This is a genomic window from Pseudomonas soli (assembly GCF_900110655.1).
Taxonomy (GTDB): domain Bacteria; phylum Pseudomonadota; class Gammaproteobacteria; order Pseudomonadales; family Pseudomonadaceae; genus Aquipseudomonas; species Aquipseudomonas soli.
Window position 1 is genome coordinate 1 of sequence record NZ_FOEQ01000020.1, and the last position, 24,006, is coordinate 24,006.

The window sequence follows — 24,006 nt, forward strand, 5'->3', positions numbered from 1 at the left end:
GGTGACGCATAATCACCTTTCCGCCCTTACGGCGGGTCCCTTTTTGAAGCATCAAAAAGGAACCAAAAAATGCTCGCTCCATTCATCCGGCCCCTACGCTTCGCTCCGGGGTCCCCTCACTCCGGCCTTGCTCCCGGGAGGACCGCGCTGAACGCCCCATCCTGGGGCGCAGCGCTTGACGGGCATCCATGCCCGTCACCTCCCTCCGCAAGACCTGCGTTCGGCCTCCTGAAGTCGCAATTTGTGTCGCCTGAACTATCGCGCGCTTAGAAGCAAAAGCAGAGCGAGAGCGAGAGCGAGAGCGAGAGCGAGAGCGAGAGCAAACTGCTCGTGATCAACGGTAAATGCAAACTCCCGGTTCCGGATCAACCATTCGTCGATAACGGATACAAACTGTCGAATTACCTAAAGGCCATCCGACTACGGGATGAACCCCGAAGCGTGGAGTCACGCCCATGAGCCATCCAGCCCCCAAACACCCCGTGGCAACCCGCAGCCAATGGCTCGCCGCCCGCCACCAGCTCTGGCTGCACGAGAAGGCCTTCACCCATCAACGCGACGAGCTCGCCGCCGCCCGCCGCGCCCTGCCCTGGGTAGCGGTGGAGCAGGACTACCGTTTCCAGGGCCCGGACGGTGAGCTGGGCCTGGTTGAGCTGTTCGCCGAGCGCAGCCAGTTGCTGGTCTATCACTTCATGTTCGCCGACGGCTGGCACGAAGGCTGCCCGGGCTGCTCGTTCCTGGCCGACCACTTCGACGGCGCCAACCTGCACCTGGCCCACCACGATGTTTCCCTGGTGGCGGTTTCGCAGGCGCCCTATGCCGAGTTCCAGGCGTTCCGCAAGCGCATGGGCTGGCACTTCCCATGGTTCTCCTCGCACGGCAGCCGCTTCAACCAGGATTTCGGCGTCACTGTCGCCACCGATGGCAGCGCCCAGTACAACTACGAACCCTACACCGGCGACGAAACAGAGCTGCCCGGGCTCAGCGCGTTCTACCGCGATAGCGACGGCAGCCTGTACCACACCTACTCCACCTATGCCCGAGGGCTGGACATCCTGGTCAATGCGTACAACTTCCTCGACCTCGCGCCCCTGGGGCGCAACGAGGACGGGACTATGGACTGGGTGCGGCATCATGATCGCTATGAAGGTGCCAGTGGCAAGCCGCACTGCTGCAAGGAGTGAGTTTCCGGCAGGTCAGATCGCCTGCACCGCCAGCAACTCTGTCAAGACCTCGGCCAGTGCCTTGACCATCACATCTGCCGTGGGACGATGCACGATGACGATCTCGTAGCTGTCCACCTCCGGCAGCCCCTGCTCGATGCCCAGCACCCGGTGCTCGAGCAGCGCTGCCCGCGGCGGCAGCAGGCTGATACCCATGCCGTCGGCCACCGCCGCCTGGATACCGCTGAGGCTCGAGCTGGTGAAGCTGATGCGCCAGCGCCGGCCCATGCCTTCGATCGCGCTGATCATGTCATCGCGGTACAGCCCGCGGGGCGGAAAAGTCACCAAGGGAATCGGGTCGAGATCGAAAGACGGCATGCGCACGCTGTCGATCCATTGCAGGCGCTCCGGCCAGCAGGCCACGCCCTCGCGGCTGTTGCGCCGCTGCTTGAGCAATACCAGGTCGAGCTCGCCATTGTCATAGGCCTGGCTGAGATCGCGGCATAGCCCGCTGGTGACTTCCAGCTTGACCTGGGGGTGCTGCCGGCTGAACGCGGACAACGCATTGGTGGTGCGCCCGCCGACGAAATCCTCCGGCACGCCCAGGCGCACGGTTACCCCGACCATGGCCCCAGCCAACGCCTCGAGCATCTGGTCATTGAGGGCCAGCATGTGCCGCGCATAACCGAGCAGGGTCTGCCCGGCATCAGTGGGCAGCACATCGCGGTTGCCACGCACAAGCAGGCGGTGGCCGACCATGTCCTCGAGGCGGCGGACCTTCTGGCTGATGGTCGACTGCGTGGAATGCAGGCGCGCCGCGGCGGTGGTGAAACTGCCGCAGTCAGCCACCACGACGATGGCGCGCAGCAGGTCGAGGTCGAACAGGGCCCTATTTGGTTTTACGCTGGCAGACATCTTGGTATTCAACTTCTGAATGACAAGCCTGACTTCTACCACGGGTACCAATACCCGGCAACATGCGCAAATACACTGGGATCCATCCAGATTATTCACTTCTGCTACAAACACAGGCCGCCTAGCATGGCCCCTCGTCCTATCAGGAGCCGACCACCATGCGCCTGCCGTTCACCGCCTTGCTGCTGACCCTGTTCACCAGCCTTGCCAGCCATGCCGAGATCCCTGCCATGAACACTGCGTTGCTCGATGCCGCTCGCCGCGGCGATGCCCCTGCCGTGCGCCAACTGCTCGATCGGGGCGCGCAGGCCGATAGCCGCAACGACCAGGGCCAGACCGCGTTGCTGGTGGCCACCCACGCCAATGAAGTGGAAGCCGCCAAGGTACTGATCGAGGCCGGCGCCGACGTCAACGCCAAGGACAATATCAACGACAGCCCCTACCTGTACGCGGGCGCACGGGGGCTGGACGACATCCTGCGCCTGACCCTGGCCCATGGCGCCGACCTGAAGAGCACCAACCGCTACGGTGGTACCGCGCTGATCCCGGCCGCCGAACGCGGGCATGTGAGCACCGTGCAGTTGCTGATCGCGGCCGGTGTCGATGTGAACCACCTCAACCGCCTGCACTGGACCGCGTTGCTCGAGGCGGTGATCCTCGGCGATGGCGGCCCGCGGCATGTGGAAATCGTGCGCCAGTTGCTGGCGGCCGGGGCGGACCCGCTAATTGCCGACAAGGACGGCGTGACTGCGCTGGAGCATGCGCGCCAACGCGGTTATCGCGAAATGGTCACCTTGCTGGAAAGCCCCAAGCGCCGCTGACGCGGCAGTTATTCCACAGCTTCGAACGGCAGACCCACATAGTTCTCGGCGATATTCGCCAGCCCCGCCGCTGACCCCAGGTAGTACTCGCGATCGGCCGCCTGCATCTTGCGGTCCCAGTCATCCTGGTGTTCGCCGAAGTCATGCAGCAGCTGGGTCATGAACCAACTGAAGCGCTCACCCTTCCATACCCGCCGCAACGCCATGGGCGAATACTGCGCCAGCAGGTCGGTGCGCCCCTCGCGGTAGACCTTGACCAGGATCCGGTACAGGTAGTTGACGTCCGAGGCTGCCAGGTTCAGGCCCTTGGCGCCGGTGGGCGGCACGATGTGGGCGGCGTCGCCGACCAGGAACAGGCGGCCATGCTGCATCGGCTCGACCACCAGGCTGCGCAGCGGCGCGATGCTCTTCTCCAGCGCAGGCCCGGTCACCAGTTGTTCGGCCACCGCCTGTGGCAGGCGCGCCTTGAGTTCGGTCCAGAAGCGCTCGTCGGACCAGTCCTCGACCCGCTCTTGCAGCGGCACCTGCAGGTAGTAGCGGCTGCGCGTCTGCGAGCGCTGGCTGCACAGCACGAAACCGCGTTCGTGATGGGCGTAGATCAGCTCATGGTTGACCGGCGGGGTATCGGCCAGCAGTCCCAGCCAGCCGAACGGATAGACCCGCTCGTACACCTTCAGCACGCTGGCCGGGATGCTCTGCCTGGCCACGCCATGGAAGCCATCGCAGCCGGCGACGTAATCGCACTCGACCCGGTGCTGGCGACCGTCCTTGTCGAACGTCAGGTAAGGCCGCGGCCCCTCGATGTCATGGGGCTGGACATTGTTGGCCGCATAGATGATCGGCGCCCCACTCAGCTCGCGAGCCTGCATCAGGTCGCGGGTGACCTCGGTCTGGCCGTAGACCATCACCGTCTTGCCAGCGGTCAGTGCCTTGAGGTCAAGACGCTGGCGATGACCACCGACCAGCAACTCGACCCCTTCATGGACCAACCCTTCGCGATCCATGCGCTGGGCCACGCCGGCTTCGCGCAGCAACTCGACCGTGCCCTGTTCGAGCACGCCGGCACGGATGCGCCCCAGCACATAGTCCGGGGTCTGGCGCTCGACGATCAGCGTATCGATGCCGGCGTTGTGCAGCAGCTGGCCGAGCAGCAGGCCGGACGGGCCGGCGCCGATGATTGCAACCTGAGTCTTCATTGTTGTTGTCTCACGATGACGATGCCGGCTTTGCACTGGCAAAGGCCGCGCATCTGCTGTTAGGGTTTGCACCTGTATTTTTACTGCTGAAAAATGTGCAGAACGTGCGAAATCCGTTTTGAAAACTGCACTTTCTTGAAATTCGTTCGATTAACGGACAGACCCTACCCCATGCACAGCCCCCTTCCCGGCATCCCGTTGTTCCAGCTGTATGGCGAGCACCGCGCCTGGCCGGATACCGACCTGCTGCACTGCGAGTCGATCCCGGCGCGCAGCCGTCTGCACCACTGGGAGATCAAGCCGCACCGGCACGCCGAACTGTTCCAGCTGCTCTATGTGCAGCGCGGCGAGGCACAGGTGGAGATCGAGGGCGAACGCCGGGTGATTCGCGAGGCGGCGATCCAGGTGGTGCCGCCGCTGACTGTCCATGGCTTTCGCTTCAGCGCCGATATCCAGGGGCATGTGCTGACGTTCGGCACGGCCTTGGTGGTCGATCTGGAAAAGCGCCTGGGCGCGCCCCTGAGCGTGCTGGCGGCGGCACGGTGCTACCCGCTGGGCAAGGACCGCATGCGCCTGCACGGCCTGATCGACACGCTGCAGCAGGAGTACCAGGGCAGCGCCCCGGCCCGCGGCCCCATGCTGCAGGCATTGGTCACCGCGCTGATGGTGTGGATCAACCGCCAACAAGCCGCCTTGCCAGCGCGCAGCCAGGACGAACGGGACCAGCAGTTGCTCGGCCGTTACCTGCGCCTGGTCGAGGCGCATTACCGCGAGCACCTTGCCGTGGACGATTTCGCCGCGCGCCTGGGCATTACCAGCCTGCTGTTGAACCAGCTGTGCCGGGCGCTGGCCGGGCAATCGGCGTTGCAGGTGATCCACCAGCGCCTGCTGCTCGAAGCACGGCGCAATCTTGCCTACACGCGCATGAGCATCAGCCAGTTGTCCGACAGCCTGGGGTTCAGCGACCCGACCTACTTTGCACGGTTCTTCAAACGGCTCGACGGGCAGACGCCCAAGGCATACCGCAAATCCGTGAGTGTCTGAGCGGGGCTGCAAGAACAGCGCTTGCTTGACGTATACGTCAACCTGGCATTAGGTTACTCGCATTCCCTCCCCCGAGCGCAAGCATGAGCAGCCAGACCTACAGCATCTCCGACCTGTCCCGCGAACTGGACATCACCACCCGCGCCATCCGCTTCTATGAGGAGCAGGGTCTGCTCAGCCCTGAACGACGCGGCCTGGAACGCATCTACTCGGCCCGCGACAAGGTCACGCTCAAACTGATCCTGCGCGGCAAGCGCATCGGTTTCTCGCTGGCCGAATGCCGTGAACTGATCGAACTCTACGACCCCTCCGGCGGCAACCAGAAACAGCTCACCAGCATGCTGGCGAAGATCGCCGAACGCCGCGCCCAGCTCGAACAGCAGATGCTCGACATCCAGCAGATGCACCTGGAGCTGGACACCGCCCAGGAGCGTTGCGAGCAGGCCCTGGCCGCCACCCTGAACCCGCCGCACACCCACCGTTGATCCGCCACAGGAAGCCCGCCATGTCATTGCCCAAGAATGTCCGCCTGGTCGAAGTCGGCCCGCGCGACGGCCTGCAGAACGAAGCCCAGCCCATCAGCGTCGCCGACAAGGTGCGCCTGGTGGATGACCTCACCGACGCCGGGCTCGCCTACATAGAAGTGGGCAGCTTCGTTTCGCCCAAATGGGTCCCGCAAATGGCCGGCTCCGGCGAAGTGTTCGCCGGTATCCGTCAGCGCGAGGGCGTCACCTATGCGGCGCTGGCGCCCAACCTGCGCGGTTTCGAGGATGCCCTGGCCGCCGGGGTGAAGGAAGTGGCGGTGTTCGCGGCGGCGTCCGAGGCGTTCTCCCAGCGCAACATCAATTGCTCGATCAGTGACAGCCTCAAGCGTTTCGAGCCAATCATGGAGTCTGCCCGCAGCCAGGGTGTGCGGGTGCGCGGCTATGTCTCCTGCGTGCTCGGCTGCCCCTACGAGGGACGCATCAGCGCCGAGCAGGTGGCACCGGTGGCCAAGGCCCTGCATGACATGGGCTGCTATGAAGTGTCGCTGGGCGACACCATCGGCACCGGCACCGCCGGTGACACCCGCCGCCTGTTCGAGGTGGTCTCGGCCCAAGTGCCCCGCGCGCAGCTGGCCGGGCACTTCCACGACACCTACGGCCAGGCGCTGGCCAACGTCTATGCCAGCCTGCTCGAGGGCATCAGCGTGTTCGACAGCTCGGTGGCCGGCCTGGGCGGCTGCCCCTACGCCAAGGGTGCCACCGGTAACGTCGCCAGCGAAGATGTGGTGTACCTGCTGCAAGGGCTGGGCATCGAAACCGGCATTGACCTGAACCGGCTGATCGCCGCGGGCCTGCGTATCAGCGAAGTGCTTGGGCGCGCCACCGGTTCGCGGGTGGCGAAGGCCCGCGGCGTTCGCTGAGTCACACGCTTGTCACACAGGTGTGGGTGGAGTGTTACCGCCTACACGCTGCGCAGAAGAAAATCGGGTAACAGGGAAACAATTCGACAGATTTTCACGTGCCAATCTACTCTGAAAAATCAACAAGTCATTGATTTTAAAGGGCTTTCAAAAGTTGGCACGCCACCTGCTATATCTTTAAGCATAACAAGAACAAAAAACGCGATACCCAATAAAAACAACAGTAAACGGCTCTGACATAACAAGAACAACACGGCAGAGGCGTAGCAAGCAGATTTTTTTGGAGTCGACGTGCATTCCAGGGGTTCCGGCCCCGCAACCTGGCAAGAACAATAAAACTACCTCCGAGGTAGCGGCAGTCAAGGTTGGATCACGTTGGATGAACGCAGGTCAGCGCTCAAAAAAATACGTTTGCTCTTGGCCCCGGTTGGGGGCCCCGCAGTGCAGAGACGACAGCCGACAAAAACAACAACAGGCCAGTCTCCAATAATAAGAAAAGAGCAGGCAACAACGCTTATGAGGGGAGCTTCGGCTCCCCTCAGTGCTTCCTGCCCTCCTCCTCCTCGCGCTTGTCCTCATGCTCGCCTTCGACCTTTTCCACCAGCAACGGCATGCTCGCCAGCACCAGCAGCGCCAGCACCGTGCTGACCAGCGCCGTGGCCTCGCGCCCCATGCCGGCGGCCGTGCCGATGGCGGCGGTCATCCATAACCCGGCCGCGGTGGTCAGGCCCTTGACGTGACTGGTGTCGCGGCCATTGCCCTTGAGAATCGTGCCCGCGCCGAGAAAGCCGATCCCGGCGACGATGCCCTGGATCACCCGGCTCAACGCTTGCTCGTCCGCCCCGGCCATGCTCGGTGCGAGGACGAACAAGGCCGCGCCCATGGACACCAGCATGTGCGTGCGCACGCCGGCCGACTTGCCCTTGCTCTCGCGCTCGAAGCCCAGTACAGCCCCCAGCAGGGCCGCCATCAACAGGCGAATTAGGATCCGCGAGACCTCGCGCGCGTCGGCGACATCGGCGAATTCGGTCTGCAACGCCGCCAAAAAGGCTTGCCAGAATGCTTCCATCGGGTGCCTCCAGAGATCCCGCCGAACAGGTCTCAAGAAGTGTAGGTGGATTGCTCTGGCGTGAAACCCTGCAACTGCTCCAACCAGTACGCCACGTCCAGTTCGTCGATCTGCTCGGGGCGCAGGAAGAGCTCGGCATATTGCCGGTACACCCCGCTACTCAGGAACAAGCGCAGCAACTGCCCGTCGACATGCTTGTCCCGCGCCATGAACACCAGGATCTGCACCGACTCGGACAAGGTCTTCGGCGCCTTGTAGGGCCGGTCCGCCGCGGTCAGCGCCTCGAAGATGTCGGCGATCGCCATCACCCGCTCGGGGATGCTCAACGCCTCCTGGCCGAGCCTGCGCGGGTAGCCGCTGCCGTCCATCTTCTCGTGGTGGTTGCCGGCGATAGACGGCACGCGCCTGAGCTGGCGCGGGAACGGCAGCGCGCTGAGCATGATGATGGTCTGCACGATGTGCTCGTTGATCTTGAAGCGCTCTTCGTCGTTGAGCGTGCCGCGGCGGATCGACAGGTTGTACAGCTCGCCGTGGTTGCTGGCATGGGCCGGCAGGCGCATGTCGAAACCCCAGTGGTTGCGCGGGTCGTCCTTGGCCACCGGCGGCGTACGATCGCCCCAGGGCACCCGGTGCTCATCGCGGTCGGCAAGCAGGGGCTCGTCCACCGGCAAGGTTGCCGCCGAGATGTCGGTGAACCGCTCCGCCTCATCGCGGGAGATGCCCAGGCGGTTGTCGAAGTGCCGCCGCCAGCGGCGCTGGCCGATAGTGCGCAGGCGCTCGATATCGGCCTCCTGCATGAACTCGCCACCGATGTTGGCGTTGGCGACGAAGGCGAACTCCTCCTGCAAGGTTGCCCGGCATGCCTCCAGCGTGCGCCGCAGCGCCGGCTCGTCATCGCCGTTGGCCACGCCTTGCCAGTAGGCGACCTCGGCATCGCGCCAGAGCACCTCGAAGCGCATGCGCACCTCGTGGATGCGGTTGTACAAGGTCTCCAGCTTGGTCGCCTTGTCCACCACGTATTCGGGGCTGGTGATCTTGCCGCAGTCGTGCAGCCAGGCGGCCACGCGGAATTCGTAGCGCTCGGCCTCGCTCATGCTGAAGTCGGCATAGGGGCCGCTGTCAGCCTGCACGGCTTGGTCCAGGAGCATCTGCGCCAGTTGCGGCACCCGTTCGCAATGGCCGCCGGTATAGGGGCTCTTGGCGTCGATGGCGTCGGCCAGCAACTTGATCATGGCGTCCAGCAGGCGCTGCTGGGCCTCGACCAGCTGGCGGGTCTCGATGGCCACGGCGGCGGCTCCGGACAGTTCCTCGACGAAGCGCTGGAACGGCTGGCCCAGGGCCGCGTTCGCATCGGCGAGTTGCAGCACCAGGATGCCGAGCAGCGCCTGGCCGCGGTCATTGAGCACCACCGCCAGGCTCCGCCCTTGCCATGCGAGGGCCTGGGTCACCGCGCTGGCCAGGTCTTGCCGCTCGCCTTCAGGCACCGCAAGTTCCTCAGGGTAGTCGTGGCCGCGACTGGCGGCGGCCAGGCGCAACCGGGTGTTGTCGTCGTACAGATACACCGCACCGGCGCTGACGCCCGCTGCCGCCACCAGGTGATTGAGCACGCCGTCGAGCATGCCTTCAAGTTGGGTCTCGCGGCTCAACGTAAGGGTGATCGCCTGGAAGTTGCGGATGGTGCCGGACATGCGGCTCAGCACCCGACTCAACTCACGTACTTCGGAAACCCGCGAGACAACGCCCACCTCACGGCTGAAATCGAAACTGGCCAGGCCCTGCACCTGCTCGGTCAGCCGGCGCAACGGACGGCCGATGCGCCGGCCAAGCAACCCGCCGAGCAACAGCAACACGGCGGCCAGTGCCACCGCCCAGAGCAATTGCTCGAGCAGCACCTTGCGCGCGCCGGCCAGCAGTTCGTGGGCCGGCACGGCGATCAGCACCTGCAGGTGCTGTCCGGCCATGGAGGTAAGCGGCACGCGCATGCCGTACCAGGTCTGCCCCTCGACTTGGTACGGCTGCGGGCTCGCGCCCTGGGGCATGTCGGCGTAGATATGCGCAAGGCTGCCGATGCCCAGCTCGCCAATGCGCGACAGGCGCACGCTCTCACCCTCGCGCACGACCACCCGTTGCAGGTCCGGATAGGCCACCACGTTGCCCTGGTCGTCGACCACGGCGATCTCGGTACCTGCGGTAATGCGCAGGTCGCGGCTCTCGCTGGCCAGGTCGCTGACCGAGACATCCATGCCGATCACTGCCGTGCCCTGGGCACTGCGCTGGGCCATGGTCAGGCCGATCTCGCGGGTGGTGAAGAACACGTAGGGGCGAGTGAGCACGGTTTCAGGCTGCGCGCTCGCTTCGATGAACCAGGGACGTTGGCGCGGATCGTATTGATAGTCTGACTTGCTCTGGCGCTGCAACAGGGTCAGTTCCGCGTCATAGAAGCGCCACTCCCCCTGCATCGTGCCATCTTCGCCTTGGGTGACGGTCTGGACCAGGAACGCCGTGTCTGCCGGAGCAGCGAAGCGCTGCAATAATTGCGGGTCGCGCAAACGGCGGACCAGCAGGAATTCACCGTTGGGATAACCGACGTAGGCAGCGCTGAGCATGCGGTTGGCACGCAGACTCTCGGCCAGTTGCGGCAATTGCTCGAGACGCTCGGCCAACGTATCCGACGCCGGGCTGAAGGCCAGCAGACGAATGCTGCTCTGCACCGGGTCAACCAGGCGTCGGGCGCGCTCGTCGATGGTCCGGCCCACCTGCTGGGCGGCATCGCCGGCGGCGGCCACCAGGGCCTGGCGCACGCCCAGGTAGGCTTGCCAGGCCAGGGCCGCGCCCAGCGCCAGCATGCCCAGCATGATCGCCAATGCCACCAGCCATTGCAGGGAAATGCTCCGGCCACGGTTGTTCATCGCCGTCTACCTCGAGCGGACGCCCGTCCAGCCTGCCCTCTCAACACGCAGCCCATCCCAGGTACTCCCCCGTGTGGCGATTTCCACAGTGTAATCAGCCCATGCGAACGTGCCGGCCCGAGATATCCGCTGGCAGCGAGACAACCCGATAGTGGCACGACGCCATATAAGACTGCATGCACTTTTTCGAAGCGATTGCAGGCCGCGGTTTGCCGAGACATTCCATCGTATACAAAACAAGCGAATTCTGTTTACACTGCCTCGCGCCTACGACAACGGTCATCGCCGTTGCGTATTGCGACAGGCTCAAGCCATGCGACATCCACTGCCGCCCGCCTTCACCGGGCATCCTTCGCGAATGCCACTTGCCGCATTCGCCCTGTCACCGTCTGCCCACCTGCCCGATGCGCCCGCCATGGCGCAGCCTTGGCACGTGCGCGGTGAACCGTTCGCCCCTGTCATCGACGCCCGGCCACGCCGCGGCGCCTGACGGCCCTGGTGCGCCCGGCCCATGCACCAGGCGCCTCTCTACAATCAGAAAACACATCCCAAACGGGAGGGGACATACATGCCCAAGACCCTACTGGTCAAGAACGCCGAACTGCTGGTGACCATGGACGGCCAACGCCGTGAAATCAAACGCGGCGGCCTGTACATCGAAGACAACGTGATCCGCCAGGTCGGCCCCAGCGAAACGCTGCCGCAAAACGCCGACGTGATCCTCGACATGACCGGCAAGGTGGTCATCCCCGGCCTGGTCAACACCCACCACCACATGTACCAGAGCCTTACCCGCGTGGTGCCGGCGGCCCAGGATGGCGAGCTGTTCAACTGGCTGACCAACCTCTATCCGATCTGGGCGCGGCTGACCCCGGAGATGATCGCGGTCTCGACCCAGACGGCCATGGCCGAGCTGATCCTCTCGGGCTGCACCACCTCCAGCGACCACCTGTACATCTACCCCAATGGCTGCAAGCTCGACGACAGCATCCACGCCGCCGAGGAAATCGGCATGCGCTTCCACGCCGCCCGCGGCAGCATGAGCGTCGGCCGCAGCCAGGGCGGCCTGCCGCCGGACTCGGTGGTGGAAAAGGAAAGCGACATCCTCAAGGAATCCCAGCGCCTGATCGAGGACTACCACGACGCCAGCCATGGCTCGATGCGGCGCGTGGTGGTGGCGCCCTGCTCGCCGTTCTCGGTGAGCCGCGACCTGATGCGCGAAGCAGCGGTCCTGGCCCGCGAGTACGGCGTGTCGCTGCACACCCACCTGGCCGAGAACGTCAACGACATCGCCTACAGCCGCGAGAAGTTCGGCATGACTCCGGCCGAATACGCCGAGGACCTGGGCTGGGTCGGCCACGATGTGTGGCATGCCCACTGCGTGCAACTCGAACAGCATGGCATCGAGCTGTTCGCCCGCACCGGCACCGGGGTCGCCCACTGCCCGTGCTCGAACATGCGCCTGGCCTCGGGCATCGCGCCGATCCGCAAGATGCGCGACCACGGCGTGCCGGTGGGGCTGGGGGTCGATGGTTCGGCATCCAACGACGGCGCCAGCATGATCGGCGAGGTACGCCAGGCCTTGCTGCTGCAACGGGTCGGCTTCGGCCCGGATGCGATGACCGCCCGCGAAGCACTGGAAATCGCCACCCTGGGTGGTGCCAAGGTGCTCAACCGTGACGATATCGGTGCCCTGGCACCGGGTATGGTCGCCGACTTCGTCGCCTTCGACCTTGGTCATGTGGCCTATGCCGGCGCCCTCCACGACCCGCTGGCGGCGCTGGTGTTCTGCACCCCGACCCACGTCGACACCAGTGTGATCAACGGACGTGTGGTGGTTCAGGACGGGCGCATCACTACCGTCGACCTGCCAATAGTGCTGGAGCGTCATAACCAGTTGGCGCGTCAGTTGGTCATCGGCGAGTAGGCCGGCTATGGAACAGCCATCCCCCTGAGCTGCCGCGCCAGTTCCAGGGCCACGCGCCCGCTGGCCGGCGTGGGCATCAGCTGGGTGAACGGGATATCGATCATGCGATTCTCGCGCACCGCCCGCAGGCTCGAAAGCACCGGGTCGCGGGTCAGCAGCTGACGCTTGCGGCTGGCCGGCGACCACAGGGCGTCGGCCAGCAGGATCACGTCGGGGTCACTGCTCAGCAATGCCTCGCGGTTGATCGTCACGCGGTACTGGTCGATCCCGGCAAGCACATTGCGCGCCCCGGCGGCGGCCAGCAGCGGCGTGACGAACCCACGTCCGCCCTCGCTGTCCAGGCCCCGCACCTCGCTGTCGAGGTAGAACACCGACAGTGGCTTGCCGCTGGGTGCGATCGCCCTGGCCTGCGCCAGGTCGGTCTCCATCGCCTCGATCAATGCCTGCGCCCTCGCCTGTCTGCCCAACAGCTCGCCGAGCACAGTCAGGTCACGCCGGACATGGCCATAGTAGTCCAGCGAGTGGCCGTTACAGGCCGACTCGAGCAGGTAGGTGACAATCCCGTTGCCGGCCAATCTGCTGCGCGAGGTGATCCCATCGCCAAAGGCCGTGGCGAATCCACCGACCACCAGATCCGGCCTTTGCGCGTACAACACTTCGCTGGCCGGATACTCCCGGGCGATCACCGGCACACCCTGGTAGCGGCCCTGCTTGTAGGCGGCGCCGTTGTCGTCCAGGTAGGCCACCCCGACCATCGACGGCCCCGCGCCGAGGGCGAGCAGCAGGTCGGCCGCGTGCTGGTTGAGGGCGACGATACGCGCAGGCGCCGCAGCAGGCCGTTGCCAGTCCTGCCCGCAGTTGCGATAGCTGTCCGCCAGGGCCGGTGTGCCACAGCACAAGGCCAGCGACAGCAGCAAGGTTCTACGCATCACACGCCCCCTCCCTCGATCAACAGTCGTTCGGCGGTCCTTCCGCCCTGCAGATGCCTTTGCACCCACTGCTCCATTTTCCTGTCTGCCTCGTTGCGCGCGGCCCCGTGCCAAACAAAATGGTCCGCATCTGAACACCTGGGGACAAAGAGCGTCAAGCAACGACCGGTGAATCGTTTCGAATGTTTTTTATCGGCCGTTCACTCTAGGCAGATGTGTCAAAAGTTGTAGAATCCGCACGCCTAAACTATTCCATTCCCTTCGAGCTTTGCCGATGAAGCTGGCCCGCCACACACGATCGCAAGTCGCCTGGGTGCTGTATTTCAGCATCCTGTTCGGCTCGTTGCTGTGCGCCATGGGCCATGGGCAGATGGCCGGGCTGCGCCTGGCCGGCCTCGACGACGCCGCCTGGTGCGCGGCCGACAGCAGCGGCGTGTTCAAGGGCGACCAGGACATCACCGACCCGGTGCTGCCCGCCGGCGGCGACTGCGTGATCGCCAGCCTGTTCAGCGCCATCCTGCTGGCGGTGTTCTTCGGCTTGCTGGCCCTGCTCGCCGGGGAGTCGAGCAAACCCTTACCCAGACAACCCGCGCCACGGCTGCCCAAGCAGCGCTGGCCACTGGTCAACCCCCGCGCCTCCCCCGCTTCGCTTCTCGCGTTCTGACATCGCCACGCCCTCGAACTGCCTGATCGGCAGCGGGCGTGCGCTCATTGATTTCAGCCAGGAAGCCTTGCATGTTCCGCATGACCACTCTGGCGCTGCTCGTTGGCAGCGCAACCTGCGCCTGGGCGCAGGACGACACCCTCACCCTGCCCGCCAGCAACGTCACGGCCACCGCCGAGCAACCCAAGGAGGCGACCAGCCTCGACCTCGACCGGCCCATCGAAAGCGGCTCACGCCTGAACCTCAGCGCCCGCGAGAACCCCGCCTCGATCAGCGTCGCCGACCGCAAGACCATGCAGCGCATCGGCGCGCGCAACTTCCAGGACGCCGCCAACGCGCTGCCCGGGGTCAACGCCTCGGCACCGCCCGGCTGGGGTGGCTACGTGTCGTATCGCGGCTTCAACGGCGCCCAGGTCAGCCAGCTGTTCAACGGCATCAACCTGCAGTATGGCGCCGCCGGGCGCCCGGTCGGGGCATGGATCTACGACCGTGTCGAACTGCTCGGCGGGCCGTCGTCGTTCCTCAACGGCAGCGGCGCCGTCGGCGGCAGCCTGAACATGATCACCAAACTGGCCAACCGCGACGAGGACACCTTCGAGGGCCGCGTCAGCTATGGGCGCTACGACACGATGGAAACCTCGGTCGGCTTCAACAAGGCGCTCAACAGCGGTGACGGCCCGCGCCACTACGCGCGGCTCGACTACAGCCGCACCAGCACCAATGGCTATATCGACCGCCAGGAGAACGGGGCCGGCAACCTGGCCTTCTCGCTGCTCAGCGACATCAACGACCAGCTGTCGCACACCCTGGCCATCGAGTACCTGGAAGAAAAAGAGAACAGTCCGTACTGGGGCACGCCGGTTCTGCAGCCGGCGGTCGGCACCTTGCACATCGACAAGCACAATCGCTTCAACAACTACAACGTCGAGGACGGCCGCTACGAGCAGCGCACCCGCTGGCTGCGCTCGATCACCGACTACCGCATCGACGACAGCAACCAGTTGCGCAACACCTTCTACCACTACAACGGCCAGCGCGATTACCGCAACCTCGAGGTGTACCGCTACAACCCCGGCAACACCGCCATCGCCCGCTCCGGCGGCTACCGCCAGCGCCACGACCAGGAGGTCAACGGCAACCGCGTCGAGCTGACCCACCAGGGCCAGCTGTTCGGCCTGGCCAGCGACTGGGCGTTCGGCGTGGACTACAACCGCAACCAGCAGACCGCCTACCCGTTGTCCAAGGGCGCGTTCGACAGCATCGACCCCAACGGTTTCCAGCCCGGCCACTTCCTCGACATTCCTGGCATGGACGCGCCACGCGCCAAGGGCCGCAGCACCACCACCGACACCACTGCGGGCTTCGTCGAGAACCGTACCCGCCTGACCGACCAGCTGTCGCTGGTCACCGCGCTGCGCTATGACCATATCGACTTCGACGTGGTCGACCACGTGACCCGGGCCAAGCTGAATCGGCGCTGGGATGCCTTCACCGGGCGCCTGGGGCTGGTCTACGACCTGACCTCCAATATCAGCCTGTATACCCAGTACAGCACCTCGGCCGAACCGCCAGGCGGCTCGCTCACCGGCGCGTCGATCAGCCAGGTCGGCGACTTCGACCTGAGCACCGGCAGGCAGGTGGAAGTGGGCAGCAAGTTCGACTTCCTCGACGGGCGCGGCTCGGCCACCGCGGCGGCCTACCGCATCGTGCGCAAGAACATCTCGGTGCCCTCCTCGACCGTGCCCAACACCACCGAGCAGGCCGGCCAGCAGACCTCCACCGGCATCGAGCTGGCGGCGTCGTTCAAGGTCACGCCCAAGCTGCTGGCAGCGGGCAACTTCAGCTGGGTCAACGCCGAATACGACGAGTTCAACGAGACCATCAGCGGCGTGGTGTACTCGCGCAAGGGCAAGACCCCGGTGAACATCCCGGACCGGGTGGCCAACCTCTGGCTGACCTACGACCTGGCGCCGGGCTGGCAGGTCGGCGCCGACGCCCGCTACGTCTCGGCGGTATACGCCAACACCGCCAACACCCAGTGGGTGCCTTCGTACACCGTCTACGGGCTGTCGATGACCCACGACCTGGACCAGCACGTGCAACTCAGCGCCCGCCTGCGCAACCTCACCGACGAGGTCTACGCCCGCTTCATCCACCAGACCAACACCCAGTACTACCTGGGTGAGCCGCGCAGCCTGGAAGTCGCTGTGCAGTGGCGCTACTGATGGGCCTGAAACGCCAGCTGTACCTGTGGCATCGCTGGCTGGGCATCGTCGCCTGCCTGTTCATGGCGCTGTGGTTCGTCTCCGGGGTGGTCATGCTGTATGTCGGCTACCCCAAGCTGACCACGGCCGAGCGCCTGGCCCACCTGCCGGCCTTGCCGGCGGGATGCTGCGCCGAGTTGCCGGCGCAATGGGCTGAGCAGCCGGTGAAGGCGCTGCGCCTGACCAGCCTGGGCGGGCAACCGTACTATTTGCTGGAGCTGGCGGACGGTCGCCGCGTCACCCTCGATGCCGCCAACGGCGAGCCCCTGGCCATCGCCGACGCGGCCTGGGCCCTGGCCAATGCCCGGCAGTACGCCGGCAGCGCGGCATTGGCTTACCAGGGCACACTGGACGAGGACATGTGGACCCACTCCCGGGCCCTGGACAGCGATCGCCCCTTGCACCGGGTGCAAGTGGACGATGCGGCCGGCACCTGGCTGTACCTGTCCGGGCGCACCGGCGAGGTGGTGCGCGATGCGAGCGGCCGTGAGCGCGCCTGGAACTGGGTCGGCGCCTGGTTGCACTGGCTCTATCCGTTGCGCGGCGGCCTGGGCTTCGACAATGGCTGGCGCACCCTGGTGATCGGCCTGTCACTGCTCGGCACGCTGATGGCGCTCATGGGCATCGCGGTGGGCATCCTGCGCCTGCGGCTGCGCAAGCCTTACCGTAGCGGATCGTGCAGCCCGTACCCCGGCGGCTGGTTGCGCTGGCACCACATCGGCGGGCTGCTGTTCGGTGGGGTGCTGGTGCTGTGGGTGTTCAGCGGGTTGATGTCGATGCGCCCCTGGGGCGTGACCGACAGCCGCTCGCAGATCGCCTTGCAGCAAGCGCCGCTGCGCGCCGCCGACCTGCAGTTGCCGATTACCACGGCCCTGGCCCGCTTGCGCGACGAAACAGGGTTCGGTGCAGTGGAGCTGCAGTGGCAACGCCTGGCCGGCGTCACCTATGCAGTGGCCCGCAGCGCCGACGGCGACAGCCGCATCCTTGAAGCGCACGCCGCGCCGGCGCGTACCTTCAGCCGGGAAAGGCTGCTGGCGGCCGCGCAAGCGATGGCTCCCGGGGTGACGGTGGAGGATGACTGGCAAAGCGCCTACGACTTCCACTACTTCGCCCGCGAGCCACAGAGCATGTACGGATCCCAGTCGCGCCCACTGCCCGTGCTGCGCCTGCGCTTCGCCGACGCGGCGGGCACCTGGGCCTACCTGGACCCTGCCAGCGGCACGCTGGTGGCCAGCCACGACCGGGCGCAACGTGCCGGGCGCTGGTTGTTCAACCTGTTGCACAGTTGGGATTGGCAACCACTGCTGGCGCGGCCGCTGTTGCGCGAAGGGTTGATCATCGGCCTGAGTAGCGGCGGCCTGGTGATAGCCCTCAGTGGTGTGGTACTGGGCTGGCGACGCCTGCGCAGGACTCTTCGGTAGCGTCATTGGGGCTGCTGTGCAGCCCCTTTCGCCTGACTGACAGCCATTGACGGCTACCCGCGCTTTTTCTTCACCCCGCCCTGCCTGGCCTTGAACCGCGGATTGGACTTGCAGATCACATAGATCCGACCACGGCGCTTGACCACCTGGCAGTCACGATGACGGCGCTTGGCCTGCTTGAGTGAGGACAGGACTTGCATGAGAACCTCCAGATACGTAATAACATAACGTTAACGCAAATCATTCTCATCACACAACCGCCCTCTCAGATCTTTTTCTGGCGATGAATGAAACGCTGATGTAATGTTATTACATATTTATCGGAGATCCCCCTTGAACCCTCGCGCTCCCCTTCTGGCCGGCCTGACCCTGGGCCTGTTCGGTCAACCGCTCGCTGCGGCCCAACCCCTGGTACTGGACGAAACCTCGATCACCGACGCCTACCTCGAAGAGCGCGCCGACGGCCCGGTCCAGGGTTATCGGGCCACCCGCTCGGCCACCGCCACGCGCACCGACACCGATATCCGCGACACCCCGCAGAGCATCGAAGTGGTGCCGGCCCAGGTACTCAAGGACCTCAACAGCACCCGCATCGACCGCGCCCTGGACTTTGCCGGCGGCGTGTCGCGGCAGAACAACTTCGGCGGCCTGACCTTCCTCAACTACAGCGTGCGCGGCTTCACCACGGGGGAGCTTTACAAGAACGGCTTCGCCGTCAACCGCGGCAGCTACAGCGCGCCCGACACCTCCAGCATCGAGCGCATCGAGGTGCTCAAGGGCCCGGCCGCGAGCCTCTATGGCCGCGGCGATCCCGGCGGCCTGGTCAACATCGTCAGCAAGCGCCCCCAGGCCGAGACGTTCAGCACCGTGAACCTGAGCGCTGGCAGCTGGGACCGCTACCGCGGCACGCTGGACGCCAACGCGCCGCTGGACAGCCAAGGCAACCTGCTGGGCCGGGTCAACCTGGCGGTGGAGGACAACGGCAGCTTCCGCGATCACGTCAACAGCGAGCGACGGATCGTCAGCCCATCGCTGAGCTGGCAGCTGTCGCCCGACACCCGCCTGCTGCTGGACACCGAGTTCTCCCGCACCGAATCGGTGTTCGACCGTGGCATCCCGGCGGTCAATGGCCAGATGGGCTCGGTGCCGCGTTCGGCGTTCATGGGCGAGCCCAACGACGGCAAGATCCGCAACGACAACCAGACCGTCGACCTGGCCCTGGAGCACTTCCTCGACGACAACTGGAAGCTGCGCCTGGCCAACCACTACACCCAGGGCACACTGAAGGGCAACAGCTCCGAGCCCCAGGCCCTGGTCGGAAACACGCTCACGCGCTTCTACCGCGAGCGCGACTTCGAGTGGAACGACAACATCACCCAAGCCGAACTGCACGGCCAGTTCGAGCTGCTCGGCTGGCAGCACCAGAGCCTGATCGGCCTGGAATACGAGAACTACCGCAACAGCCAGAAGTACCCGCAGAGCGCGACCCTGGCCAGCTACGGCCTGGACATCCGCAACCCGGTATACGGCAAGCCCAAGCCGGCCCTCACCCGCGCCAATGACTTCTTCGAGCGCACCGAAAGCCATGCCCTCAACCTGCAGGACCAGATCGCCTTCAGCGAACGCCTGCGCGGCCTGCTCGGGGTACGCCTGGAGCGCATCGAGCAGACCTCGCAGAACCGCAGCAGCGGCATAAGCAACAGCCAGGCCAAGGATGTCGCCACGCCCCGCGTCGGCCTGCTGTACCAGCTGACGCCACAGGTCGGCGTGTTCGCCAACGCCTCGACCTCGTTCAAGCCCAACACCATCGGCACCCAGGGGCAGGTGTACAAGCCCGAGAAAGGCATCGGCTACGAGACCGGCCTGAAGCTCGACCTGTTCGACAGCCGCCTGGGCGCCACGGTGGCGCTGTTCCATATCGACAAGGAGAACGTCATCACCACCGATGCCCTGGGCGAGAGCATCGCGGCCGGCAAGGCGCGCAGCCAGGGCCTGGACCTGCAGTTCAGCGGCCAGCTCAGCGAGGCGGTGCGGGTGATCGGCGCCTATGCCTACATCGATGCCGAGGTCACCAAGGGCGATGCCAGCCTGCCCAAGGGCAGCGACCTGCTGGGCATTGCCCGTAACAGCGGCAGCGTGATGGGCGTGTATGAGTTCCAGAATGGCGCCCTGCGCGGTTCGGACCTGGGCGCGGCGTTCAACTATGTCGGCGAGCGCTCCGGCCAGGCCGGCAGTGCCTTCACCCTGCCCTCGTACAGCACGGTCGACCTGCTGGCGCACTACAAGGCCAGCGAGCAGGTCACCGTGGGCCTGAACCTCAACAACCTGTTCGATCGCAAGTACTACGAGCGCTCATACAACAGTTCATGGGTGCTGCCGGGCGAGCCGCGCAATGTCAGTGTCAGCCTGACGCTCAGCCTCTGAGGCCGACGCAGTGGCTCGCGATGCCCCACGCACCGGGGCATCGCGATACACTGTGCGGACACCACCCAAGCAGCACCTGGCATGATCCAGTCCGATCTCGATCTGTTCGACGCAAACCCCCAGCAGCTGGCCGCGCGCACCACGCTGCTGCCAGGTTTCGCCCTGGCGGAGCTCGAGCCCCTGCTCGATGCCTTGCGCCCGGTGCTGCGCGCGGCGCCGTTTCGCCACATGCAGACCCCCGGCGGCCTGCGCATGGCCGTGGCGCTGAGCAATTGCGGCGCGCTGGGTTGGGTCAGCGACGCAAGCGGCTATCGTTACTCTGCCACCGACCCGGTCAGTGGCAAGCCCTGGCCCGCCCTGCCCCAGGTGCTGCTCGAGCTGGCCTCGCGCGCAGCTGCCCAGGCCGGTTTCGACGGCTTCGTGGCGGATGCCTGCCTGATCAACCACTACCTGCCGGGTACCCGCCTGAGTCTGCATCAGGACCGCGACGAGCAGGACTACGCCCATCCGATCGTCTCGATCTCGCTGGGCCTGCCCGCAGTGTTCCTGTTCGGCGGGCTGCAGCGCTCGGACCGAACCCGACGCATCCCGCTGAACCACGGCGACGTGCTGGTGTGGGGCGGCGAGGACCGCCTGCGCTTTCATGGCGTGCTGCCTATCAAGCCTGGCGTGCATCCGCGCATGGGCGAACGGCGGATCAATCTGACGCTGCGCAAGGCCGGCTGACCCTAACGGCCGGCAAACCATTCCCGGCGCTCCTCGAACGCGGCGCGGATCGCCCCGACCATCACCTGCACCAACGGATCGGCTTCGGTACGCTCATCGACCGCCAGCCACACGCGCCGGCGCATCGGCTCGCGGAACAACCCCGGCAAGGCCAGCAGGCCACGATCCAGATGCGCCGCGTAGTGCGGCAGCAAACCGACACTGGCGCTGCATTTGATCAGCTGGCAGTACATCTCGTAGTCCTGGATCTGCGTCACGCCGGCCGAGCGGGTGCTCAACAGCGCCTGCCAGGGCGTCAACGCCTGCACGCCGACCTCACCTTGCCATTGCACCAGCATGTAGTCCTGCAGGTGCGCCAGGCTGGTCGGGCGGTTGGCCTCGCGGGCATAGCGCTTGGCGATATGCGGCAGGTACTCAAGGGTGGCCAGGGCTTCGGCGGTGGTGTCGGCAAAACAGCCTCTGTGGGCGCCCTGGTCAAGGTCGCCCAGCCATAACGCCACATCCGCGGCCTGCTCGGGTACCTGGCGGCCATCGAGCGTGGCCACCTCCAGGCGCATGCCGGCATGCTGGCGCACGAAGTTGATCAGGTTGCGGCCCAGCAGGTCCTGCAGCAGTGGTTCGGCCACGGCCAGGCGCACACTGGCGCTGGCTTCCCGCGCCGGTGGCACCACCGGTTCGCGGGCCTGGAGCACCTGCTGCAGGCGCTCGCCCTGCTGGCTGAGCACCGGGTTGTTGTTGCGGTTGACGAACAGGCTGTAGCCCAGGCGTGCCTCCAGCGCCGCCAGGCGCTTGCGCAAAGCCACCGGCTTGAGGTTGAGCCGCCGCGCCGCCTGCATGAAACAACCGCAGCGCGCTGTGACCAGAAAACAGTTCAGAGTCTGTTCGTCCAGGGCCAGCGGCACCTGGGGGCGAACGACGGGCACGCTGGTATCAGGGGCTCGCCCCCGGGACAGATCGATAGGCATCCCTCGCCTCCCGCAGGCCCGCGTCGGCAGGCCCGCTTCTTCCATGGTTGTAGGCGGCTAGCGGCTGCTTTCCAGCACCTGGTTGAGCGCCGCGCCGTCGATGCTGAGGGTGGCAGTGTCGAACATGCCCTCGACATAGGCCTTGGCCACCTGCTCCTGGCGCTGGGCACGCAGCACCTGGCGCAGGCGCGGGGCCACCTCGTCGAAGGTCGCCGCCCGGGCCGGCTGCTGTTCCACCAGCTTGATGATGTGATAGCCCGCCGCGCTCTGCACCGGCTCGCTGACGCTGCCCACCTTGAGTTTCGGCACCACCCCGCGCACCTCCGGCAACAGTTGCGCCAAGGCCTGCAGGCCGGTATCGCCGCCGTTGGCGGCGGTGCCGGCATCCTGCGAATGCTCGCGGGCCAATGCGCCAAAGTCCGCATCCGCGGCCTGGGCCTGCTTGGCCAGGGCCGCGGCCTGCTTGCGCACGGCCTCGTCATCCTTGGGGTTTTCCACCCGCAGGAAGATCTGGCTCAGGCGATAGCGTGCCGGCAGTTGCAACCCGGCCTTGCCTGCCTCGTAGGCCTGCTTGAGCTCGGCTTCGGTGGGGTAGTCGTCGGGCATCTTGCTCACCGAGTCGAGGTAGTCGCGCAAGACGATCTGCTCGGTGGCCGCGCGGGTCTGCACCTGGATCTCCGGACGCTGCAGCCAGCCTTGAGCCTCGGCCTGCTGGTACAGGGCCTTTTCCGCCAAGCGGGCGCGGATCCAGGCCTCCAGTGCCGGCCGGTCGCCGCGCAGGCTGGCGCGGGACTCTTCGGGCAACTGGGCGAACAGCGCCTTGAGCTCGCCGCTGCCCACCTGTTGCTCGCCCAGGCGCGCCAGCACCGGGCCGTTGTCGGTGGCCACCAGGGTGGCGGGCGAAGCCGGGCGCGCCGCCGCCACCGGCTCGTCGCCCGGGCGCAAGGCCAGGGCGACCGCCACTGCGACAACGGCCAGCGCGCCAGCGCCAGCCCACAGGGTTCGCGCCGTCACGAAGCGCTCACCGCGTCGCTGGCCACCTGCTCGGGCGCCGTTTCGGCGACATTACGGCTGTAGTCGCGCAGGTAGACAATGAACTCCTGCAGCAGGCGATCCCAAAGCAACAGGCTGCCAAGCAGGTGTTTCTCGCTGACGCCGTCGGCAACCACCACGTCCTTCTCCATCACCAGGAACTCGCCCTGCACCGACAGGCGGGCGAAACGCCGCGTGGCGTTCCAGCGCTCGGCCAGGCCCGCGGGCAGCTCGCCCTGGATGCGCAGCGCGCAACTGAAAGTGAAATCGAGGAACTCGCCTTCCTGGTTCAGCGCCCGGTTGCCGAAACGTACGGCGTAACCCACGCCCTGGCTGGCGCTGAGCAACTGCACCACGGCATTCTGCTCGGTGCGATTGACCCGGCAGCCGGCATCCTGCAGCAGCTTGGTCAGGGAGTCGGCGCTAACGGTTTCGATCAGGGTGACTTCGGTCATGTGCTTACTTCCTTGCGTTGAGAAAACGTCACTGGGTCAAGCCCTTGGGGGCGTCGAACTGGCTTTCGTAGAGTCTGTCGCCATAGGCCTGGGCCAGCTCCTCGAAGCGGACCCGAGCCGAGCCGGCAAAGGGCTGGCGCATCTTCATCACATCGGCGATATCGACCTTTTCATAGGCGGCCAGCATCTCCTTGGCCACCCCGTACATCTGCTGGTTGCGCGCCTGGCACTGCTGCACCTGGCCATCGCGCTCGGCCAGTTGTGCCTGCAGGCCGGCACGCTCGCTTTCCTTGGCGCGCGCCATGCCCAGCAGTTCGTCATAGGCCTGCTTGTACTTGTGCAGTTGTTCGTTGCTGCTGGCCACCAGCGCCTGAGCCTGGCTGTGCACGGCCTGCTGCTGGCCGGCGAGCTGTTCGCTCTGGCCGCGCGCCTTGGCCAGTTGCGCGGTCAGCTCGCGCACCTGGCCCAGGGCCGCGTCGCGTTGCTGTTCCGCCGCCTGACGGGCGGCGCTGGCCTGCGCCTGCTCGCTCTGCAGGGCCTGCAACTGTTGCGTGGTGCTGCGCAGCTGGGTGCGCAGGCGCTCTTCGAGGGTTTCGGCCGACGCCGAGGCGGCCAGGCTTGCGCCCAGCGCCAGCATCAACCAGGCGCAACGATGGCGATAGACTCCCTTGTTCATG

At 65.8% G+C, this 24,006-nt stretch carries 22 protein-coding genes; 12 read left to right on the top strand and 10 right to left on the bottom strand.

What is annotated here, in order from left to right; genetic code table 11:
• Nucleotides 1-455: 455 nt before the first annotated feature.
• Entirely contained in the window at nucleotides 456-1,184 is a 729-nt protein-coding gene (locus tag BMY03_RS25185) for a DUF899 domain-containing protein (RefSeq protein ID WP_094012568.1), read from the top strand.
• A gap of 12 nt (nucleotides 1,185-1,196) precedes the next feature.
• Here the strand turns inward: BMY03_RS25185 and BMY03_RS25190 are convergent, their stop codons facing one another.
• The gene (locus BMY03_RS25190; RefSeq protein ID WP_094012569.1) at nucleotides 1,197-2,078 is read right to left on the bottom strand and encodes a LysR substrate-binding domain-containing protein; all 882 of its coding nucleotides are present in this window, start codon (nucleotides 2,076-2,078) and stop codon (nucleotides 1,197-1,199) included.
• Nucleotides 2,079-2,236: 158 nt separating this feature from the next.
• Between BMY03_RS25190 and BMY03_RS25195 the strand changes: the two genes are divergently transcribed.
• Nucleotides 2,237-2,899, top strand: a complete 663-nt coding sequence (locus tag BMY03_RS25195) for an ankyrin repeat domain-containing protein (RefSeq protein WP_023631571.1) — start codon at nucleotides 2,237-2,239, stop codon at nucleotides 2,897-2,899.
• Between the two features lie 8 nt (nucleotides 2,900-2,907).
• On the opposite strand, the gene pobA is transcribed toward BMY03_RS25195, so the two are convergent.
• Nucleotides 2,908-4,095: a 4-hydroxybenzoate 3-monooxygenase gene (gene pobA, locus BMY03_RS25200; RefSeq protein ID WP_094012570.1), complete on the bottom strand. Its 1,188-nt coding sequence runs from the start codon at nucleotides 4,093-4,095 to the stop codon at nucleotides 2,908-2,910.
• A 171-nt stretch (nucleotides 4,096-4,266) separates the two neighbouring features.
• Between pobA and BMY03_RS25205 the strand changes: the two genes are divergently transcribed.
• From BMY03_RS25205 to BMY03_RS25215, 3 genes are all read left to right on the top strand, one after another.
• Nucleotides 4,267-5,139, top strand: a complete 873-nt coding sequence (locus tag BMY03_RS25205; RefSeq protein WP_023631569.1) for a helix-turn-helix domain-containing protein — start codon at nucleotides 4,267-4,269, stop codon at nucleotides 5,137-5,139.
• Nucleotides 5,140-5,222: 83 nt separating this feature from the next.
• Entirely contained in the window at nucleotides 5,223-5,624 is a 402-nt protein-coding gene (locus tag BMY03_RS25210; RefSeq protein WP_023631568.1) for a MerR family transcriptional regulator, read from the top strand.
• Between the two features lie 20 nt (nucleotides 5,625-5,644).
• The gene (locus BMY03_RS25215) at nucleotides 5,645-6,544 is read left to right on the top strand and encodes a hydroxymethylglutaryl-CoA lyase (protein ID WP_094012571.1); all 900 of its coding nucleotides are present in this window, start codon (nucleotides 5,645-5,647) and stop codon (nucleotides 6,542-6,544) included.
• 538 nt (nucleotides 6,545-7,082) lie between these two features.
• Here BMY03_RS25215 and BMY03_RS25220 read toward each other — a convergent pair.
• Nucleotides 7,083-7,613 carry an MgtC/SapB family protein gene (locus tag BMY03_RS25220; protein ID WP_038706226.1) on the bottom strand — a complete coding sequence of 177 codons (531 nt, stop codon included), beginning with the start codon at nucleotides 7,611-7,613 and terminating at the stop codon, nucleotides 7,083-7,085.
• Nucleotides 7,614-7,645: 32 nt separating this feature from the next.
• Nucleotides 7,646-10,522, bottom strand: coding sequence for an HD domain-containing phosphohydrolase (locus tag BMY03_RS25225; RefSeq protein ID WP_094012572.1), 2,877 nt, complete (start codon nucleotides 10,520-10,522; stop codon nucleotides 7,646-7,648).
• 313 nt (nucleotides 10,523-10,835) lie between these two features.
• Here BMY03_RS25225 and BMY03_RS26460 point away from each other — a divergent pair, with 313 nt between their 5' ends.
• A complete protein-coding gene (locus BMY03_RS26460) occupies nucleotides 10,836-11,012 on the top strand; it encodes a hypothetical protein (protein ID WP_158659505.1) in 177 nt (58 codons plus the stop codon).
• A gap of 78 nt (nucleotides 11,013-11,090) precedes the next feature.
• Nucleotides 11,091-12,449 carry an 8-oxoguanine deaminase gene (locus tag BMY03_RS25230; protein WP_094012573.1) on the top strand — a complete coding sequence of 453 codons (1,359 nt, stop codon included), beginning with the start codon at nucleotides 11,091-11,093 and terminating at the stop codon, nucleotides 12,447-12,449.
• Between the two features lie 5 nt (nucleotides 12,450-12,454).
• Here the strand turns inward: BMY03_RS25230 and BMY03_RS25235 are convergent, their stop codons facing one another.
• Nucleotides 12,455-13,378, bottom strand: coding sequence for an ABC transporter substrate-binding protein (locus tag BMY03_RS25235; RefSeq protein WP_094012574.1), 924 nt, complete (start codon nucleotides 13,376-13,378; stop codon nucleotides 12,455-12,457).
• A 274-nt stretch (nucleotides 13,379-13,652) separates the two neighbouring features.
• Between BMY03_RS25235 and BMY03_RS25240 the strand changes: the two genes are divergently transcribed.
• The 3 genes from BMY03_RS25240 to BMY03_RS25250 all read left to right on the top strand — a co-directional run bounded on the left by BMY03_RS25240 (nucleotide 13,653) and on the right by BMY03_RS25250 (nucleotide 17,727).
• Nucleotides 13,653-14,042 carry a DUF2946 family protein gene (locus tag BMY03_RS25240; RefSeq protein ID WP_038706229.1) on the top strand — a complete coding sequence of 130 codons (390 nt, stop codon included), beginning with the start codon at nucleotides 13,653-13,655 and terminating at the stop codon, nucleotides 14,040-14,042.
• Between the two features lie 71 nt (nucleotides 14,043-14,113).
• Nucleotides 14,114-16,267, top strand: a complete 2,154-nt coding sequence (locus BMY03_RS25245) for a TonB-dependent receptor (RefSeq protein ID WP_094012575.1) — start codon at nucleotides 14,114-14,116, stop codon at nucleotides 16,265-16,267.
• A gap of 5 nt (nucleotides 16,268-16,272) precedes the next feature.
• Nucleotides 16,273-17,727, top strand: a complete 1,455-nt coding sequence (locus BMY03_RS25250; RefSeq protein ID WP_244891353.1) for a PepSY domain-containing protein — start codon at nucleotides 16,273-16,275, stop codon at nucleotides 17,725-17,727.
• A gap of 53 nt (nucleotides 17,728-17,780) precedes the next feature.
• On the opposite strand, the gene ykgO is transcribed toward BMY03_RS25250, so the two are convergent.
• A complete protein-coding gene (ykgO, locus tag BMY03_RS25255) occupies nucleotides 17,781-17,927 on the bottom strand; it encodes a type B 50S ribosomal protein L36 (protein WP_023632134.1) in 147 nt (48 codons plus the stop codon).
• A gap of 133 nt (nucleotides 17,928-18,060) precedes the next feature.
• Between ykgO and BMY03_RS25260 the strand changes: the two genes are divergently transcribed.
• Together BMY03_RS25260 and alkB are read left to right on the top strand one after the other, a co-directional pair.
• Complete coding sequence (locus BMY03_RS25260) at nucleotides 18,061-20,151, top strand: TonB-dependent siderophore receptor (RefSeq protein WP_046855399.1); 2,091 nt, start codon at nucleotides 18,061-18,063, stop codon at nucleotides 20,149-20,151.
• Nucleotides 20,152-20,232: 81 nt separating this feature from the next.
• A complete protein-coding gene (alkB, locus tag BMY03_RS25265; protein WP_094012577.1) occupies nucleotides 20,233-20,877 on the top strand; it encodes a DNA oxidative demethylase AlkB in 645 nt (214 codons plus the stop codon).
• 2 nt (nucleotides 20,878-20,879) lie between these two features.
• Here alkB and BMY03_RS25270 read toward each other — a convergent pair whose 3' ends face one another.
• The 4 genes from BMY03_RS25270 to BMY03_RS25285 are packed head-to-tail and all read right to left on the bottom strand — an operon-like array spanning nucleotide 20,880 to nucleotide 24,005.
• Entirely contained in the window at nucleotides 20,880-21,842 is a 963-nt protein-coding gene (locus tag BMY03_RS25270) for a LysR family transcriptional regulator (protein WP_094012578.1), read from the bottom strand.
• Nucleotides 21,843-21,899: 57 nt separating this feature from the next.
• Entirely contained in the window at nucleotides 21,900-22,856 is a 957-nt protein-coding gene (locus BMY03_RS25275) for a peptidylprolyl isomerase (RefSeq protein WP_094012579.1), read from the bottom strand.
• Nucleotides 22,853-23,329, bottom strand: coding sequence for a YbjN domain-containing protein (locus tag BMY03_RS25280; protein ID WP_038706233.1), 477 nt, complete (start codon nucleotides 23,327-23,329; stop codon nucleotides 22,853-22,855). The genes BMY03_RS25275 and BMY03_RS25280 overlap by 4 nt, the downstream gene beginning before the upstream one ends.
• Before the next feature lie 28 nt (nucleotides 23,330-23,357).
• Complete coding sequence (locus BMY03_RS25285; RefSeq protein ID WP_038706234.1) at nucleotides 23,358-24,005, bottom strand: hypothetical protein; 648 nt, start codon at nucleotides 24,003-24,005, stop codon at nucleotides 23,358-23,360.
• Nucleotide 24,006: the final 1 nt, after the last annotated feature.

Bases quoted from the DNA above. Each gene is read 5' to 3' on its own strand.
- alkB (WP_094012577.1), top strand. From the start codon at position 20,233: ATGATCCAGTCCGATCTCGATCTGTTCGACGCAAACCCCCAGCAGCTG.
- BMY03_RS25195 (WP_023631571.1), top strand. From the start codon at position 2,237: ATGCGCCTGCCGTTCACCGCCTTGCTGCTGACCCTGTTCACCAGCCTT.
- BMY03_RS25220 (WP_038706226.1), bottom strand. From the start codon at position 7,613: ATGGAAGCATTCTGGCAAGCCTTTTTGGCGGCGTTGCAGACCGAATTC.
- BMY03_RS25270 (WP_094012578.1), bottom strand. From the start codon at position 21,842: ATGCCTATCGATCTGTCCCGGGGGCGAGCCCCTGATACCAGCGTGCCC.
- BMY03_RS25185 (WP_094012568.1), top strand. From the start codon at position 456: ATGAGCCATCCAGCCCCCAAACACCCCGTGGCAACCCGCAGCCAATGG.
- BMY03_RS25280 (WP_038706233.1), bottom strand. From the start codon at position 23,329: ATGACCGAAGTCACCCTGATCGAAACCGTTAGCGCCGACTCCCTGACC.
- BMY03_RS25225 (WP_094012572.1), bottom strand. From the start codon at position 10,522: ATGAACAACCGTGGCCGGAGCATTTCCCTGCAATGGCTGGTGGCATTG.
- BMY03_RS25245 (WP_094012575.1), top strand. From the start codon at position 14,114: ATGTTCCGCATGACCACTCTGGCGCTGCTCGTTGGCAGCGCAACCTGC.
- ykgO (WP_023632134.1), bottom strand. From the start codon at position 17,927: ATGCAAGTCCTGTCCTCACTCAAGCAGGCCAAGCGCCGTCATCGTGAC.
- BMY03_RS25205 (WP_023631569.1), top strand. From the start codon at position 4,267: ATGCACAGCCCCCTTCCCGGCATCCCGTTGTTCCAGCTGTATGGCGAG.
- BMY03_RS25230 (WP_094012573.1), top strand. From the start codon at position 11,091: ATGCCCAAGACCCTACTGGTCAAGAACGCCGAACTGCTGGTGACCATG.
- BMY03_RS25190 (WP_094012569.1), bottom strand. From the start codon at position 2,078: ATGTCTGCCAGCGTAAAACCAAATAGGGCCCTGTTCGACCTCGACCTG.
- BMY03_RS25215 (WP_094012571.1), top strand. From the start codon at position 5,645: ATGTCATTGCCCAAGAATGTCCGCCTGGTCGAAGTCGGCCCGCGCGAC.
- BMY03_RS25210 (WP_023631568.1), top strand. From the start codon at position 5,223: ATGAGCAGCCAGACCTACAGCATCTCCGACCTGTCCCGCGAACTGGAC.
- pobA (WP_094012570.1), bottom strand. From the start codon at position 4,095: ATGAAGACTCAGGTTGCAATCATCGGCGCCGGCCCGTCCGGCCTGCTG.
- BMY03_RS25285 (WP_038706234.1), bottom strand. From the start codon at position 24,005: ATGAACAAGGGAGTCTATCGCCATCGTTGCGCCTGGTTGATGCTGGCG.
- BMY03_RS25235 (WP_094012574.1), bottom strand. From the start codon at position 13,378: ATGCGTAGAACCTTGCTGCTGTCGCTGGCCTTGTGCTGTGGCACACCG.
- BMY03_RS25240 (WP_038706229.1), top strand. From the start codon at position 13,653: ATGAAGCTGGCCCGCCACACACGATCGCAAGTCGCCTGGGTGCTGTAT.
- BMY03_RS26460 (WP_158659505.1), top strand. From the start codon at position 10,836: ATGCGACATCCACTGCCGCCCGCCTTCACCGGGCATCCTTCGCGAATG.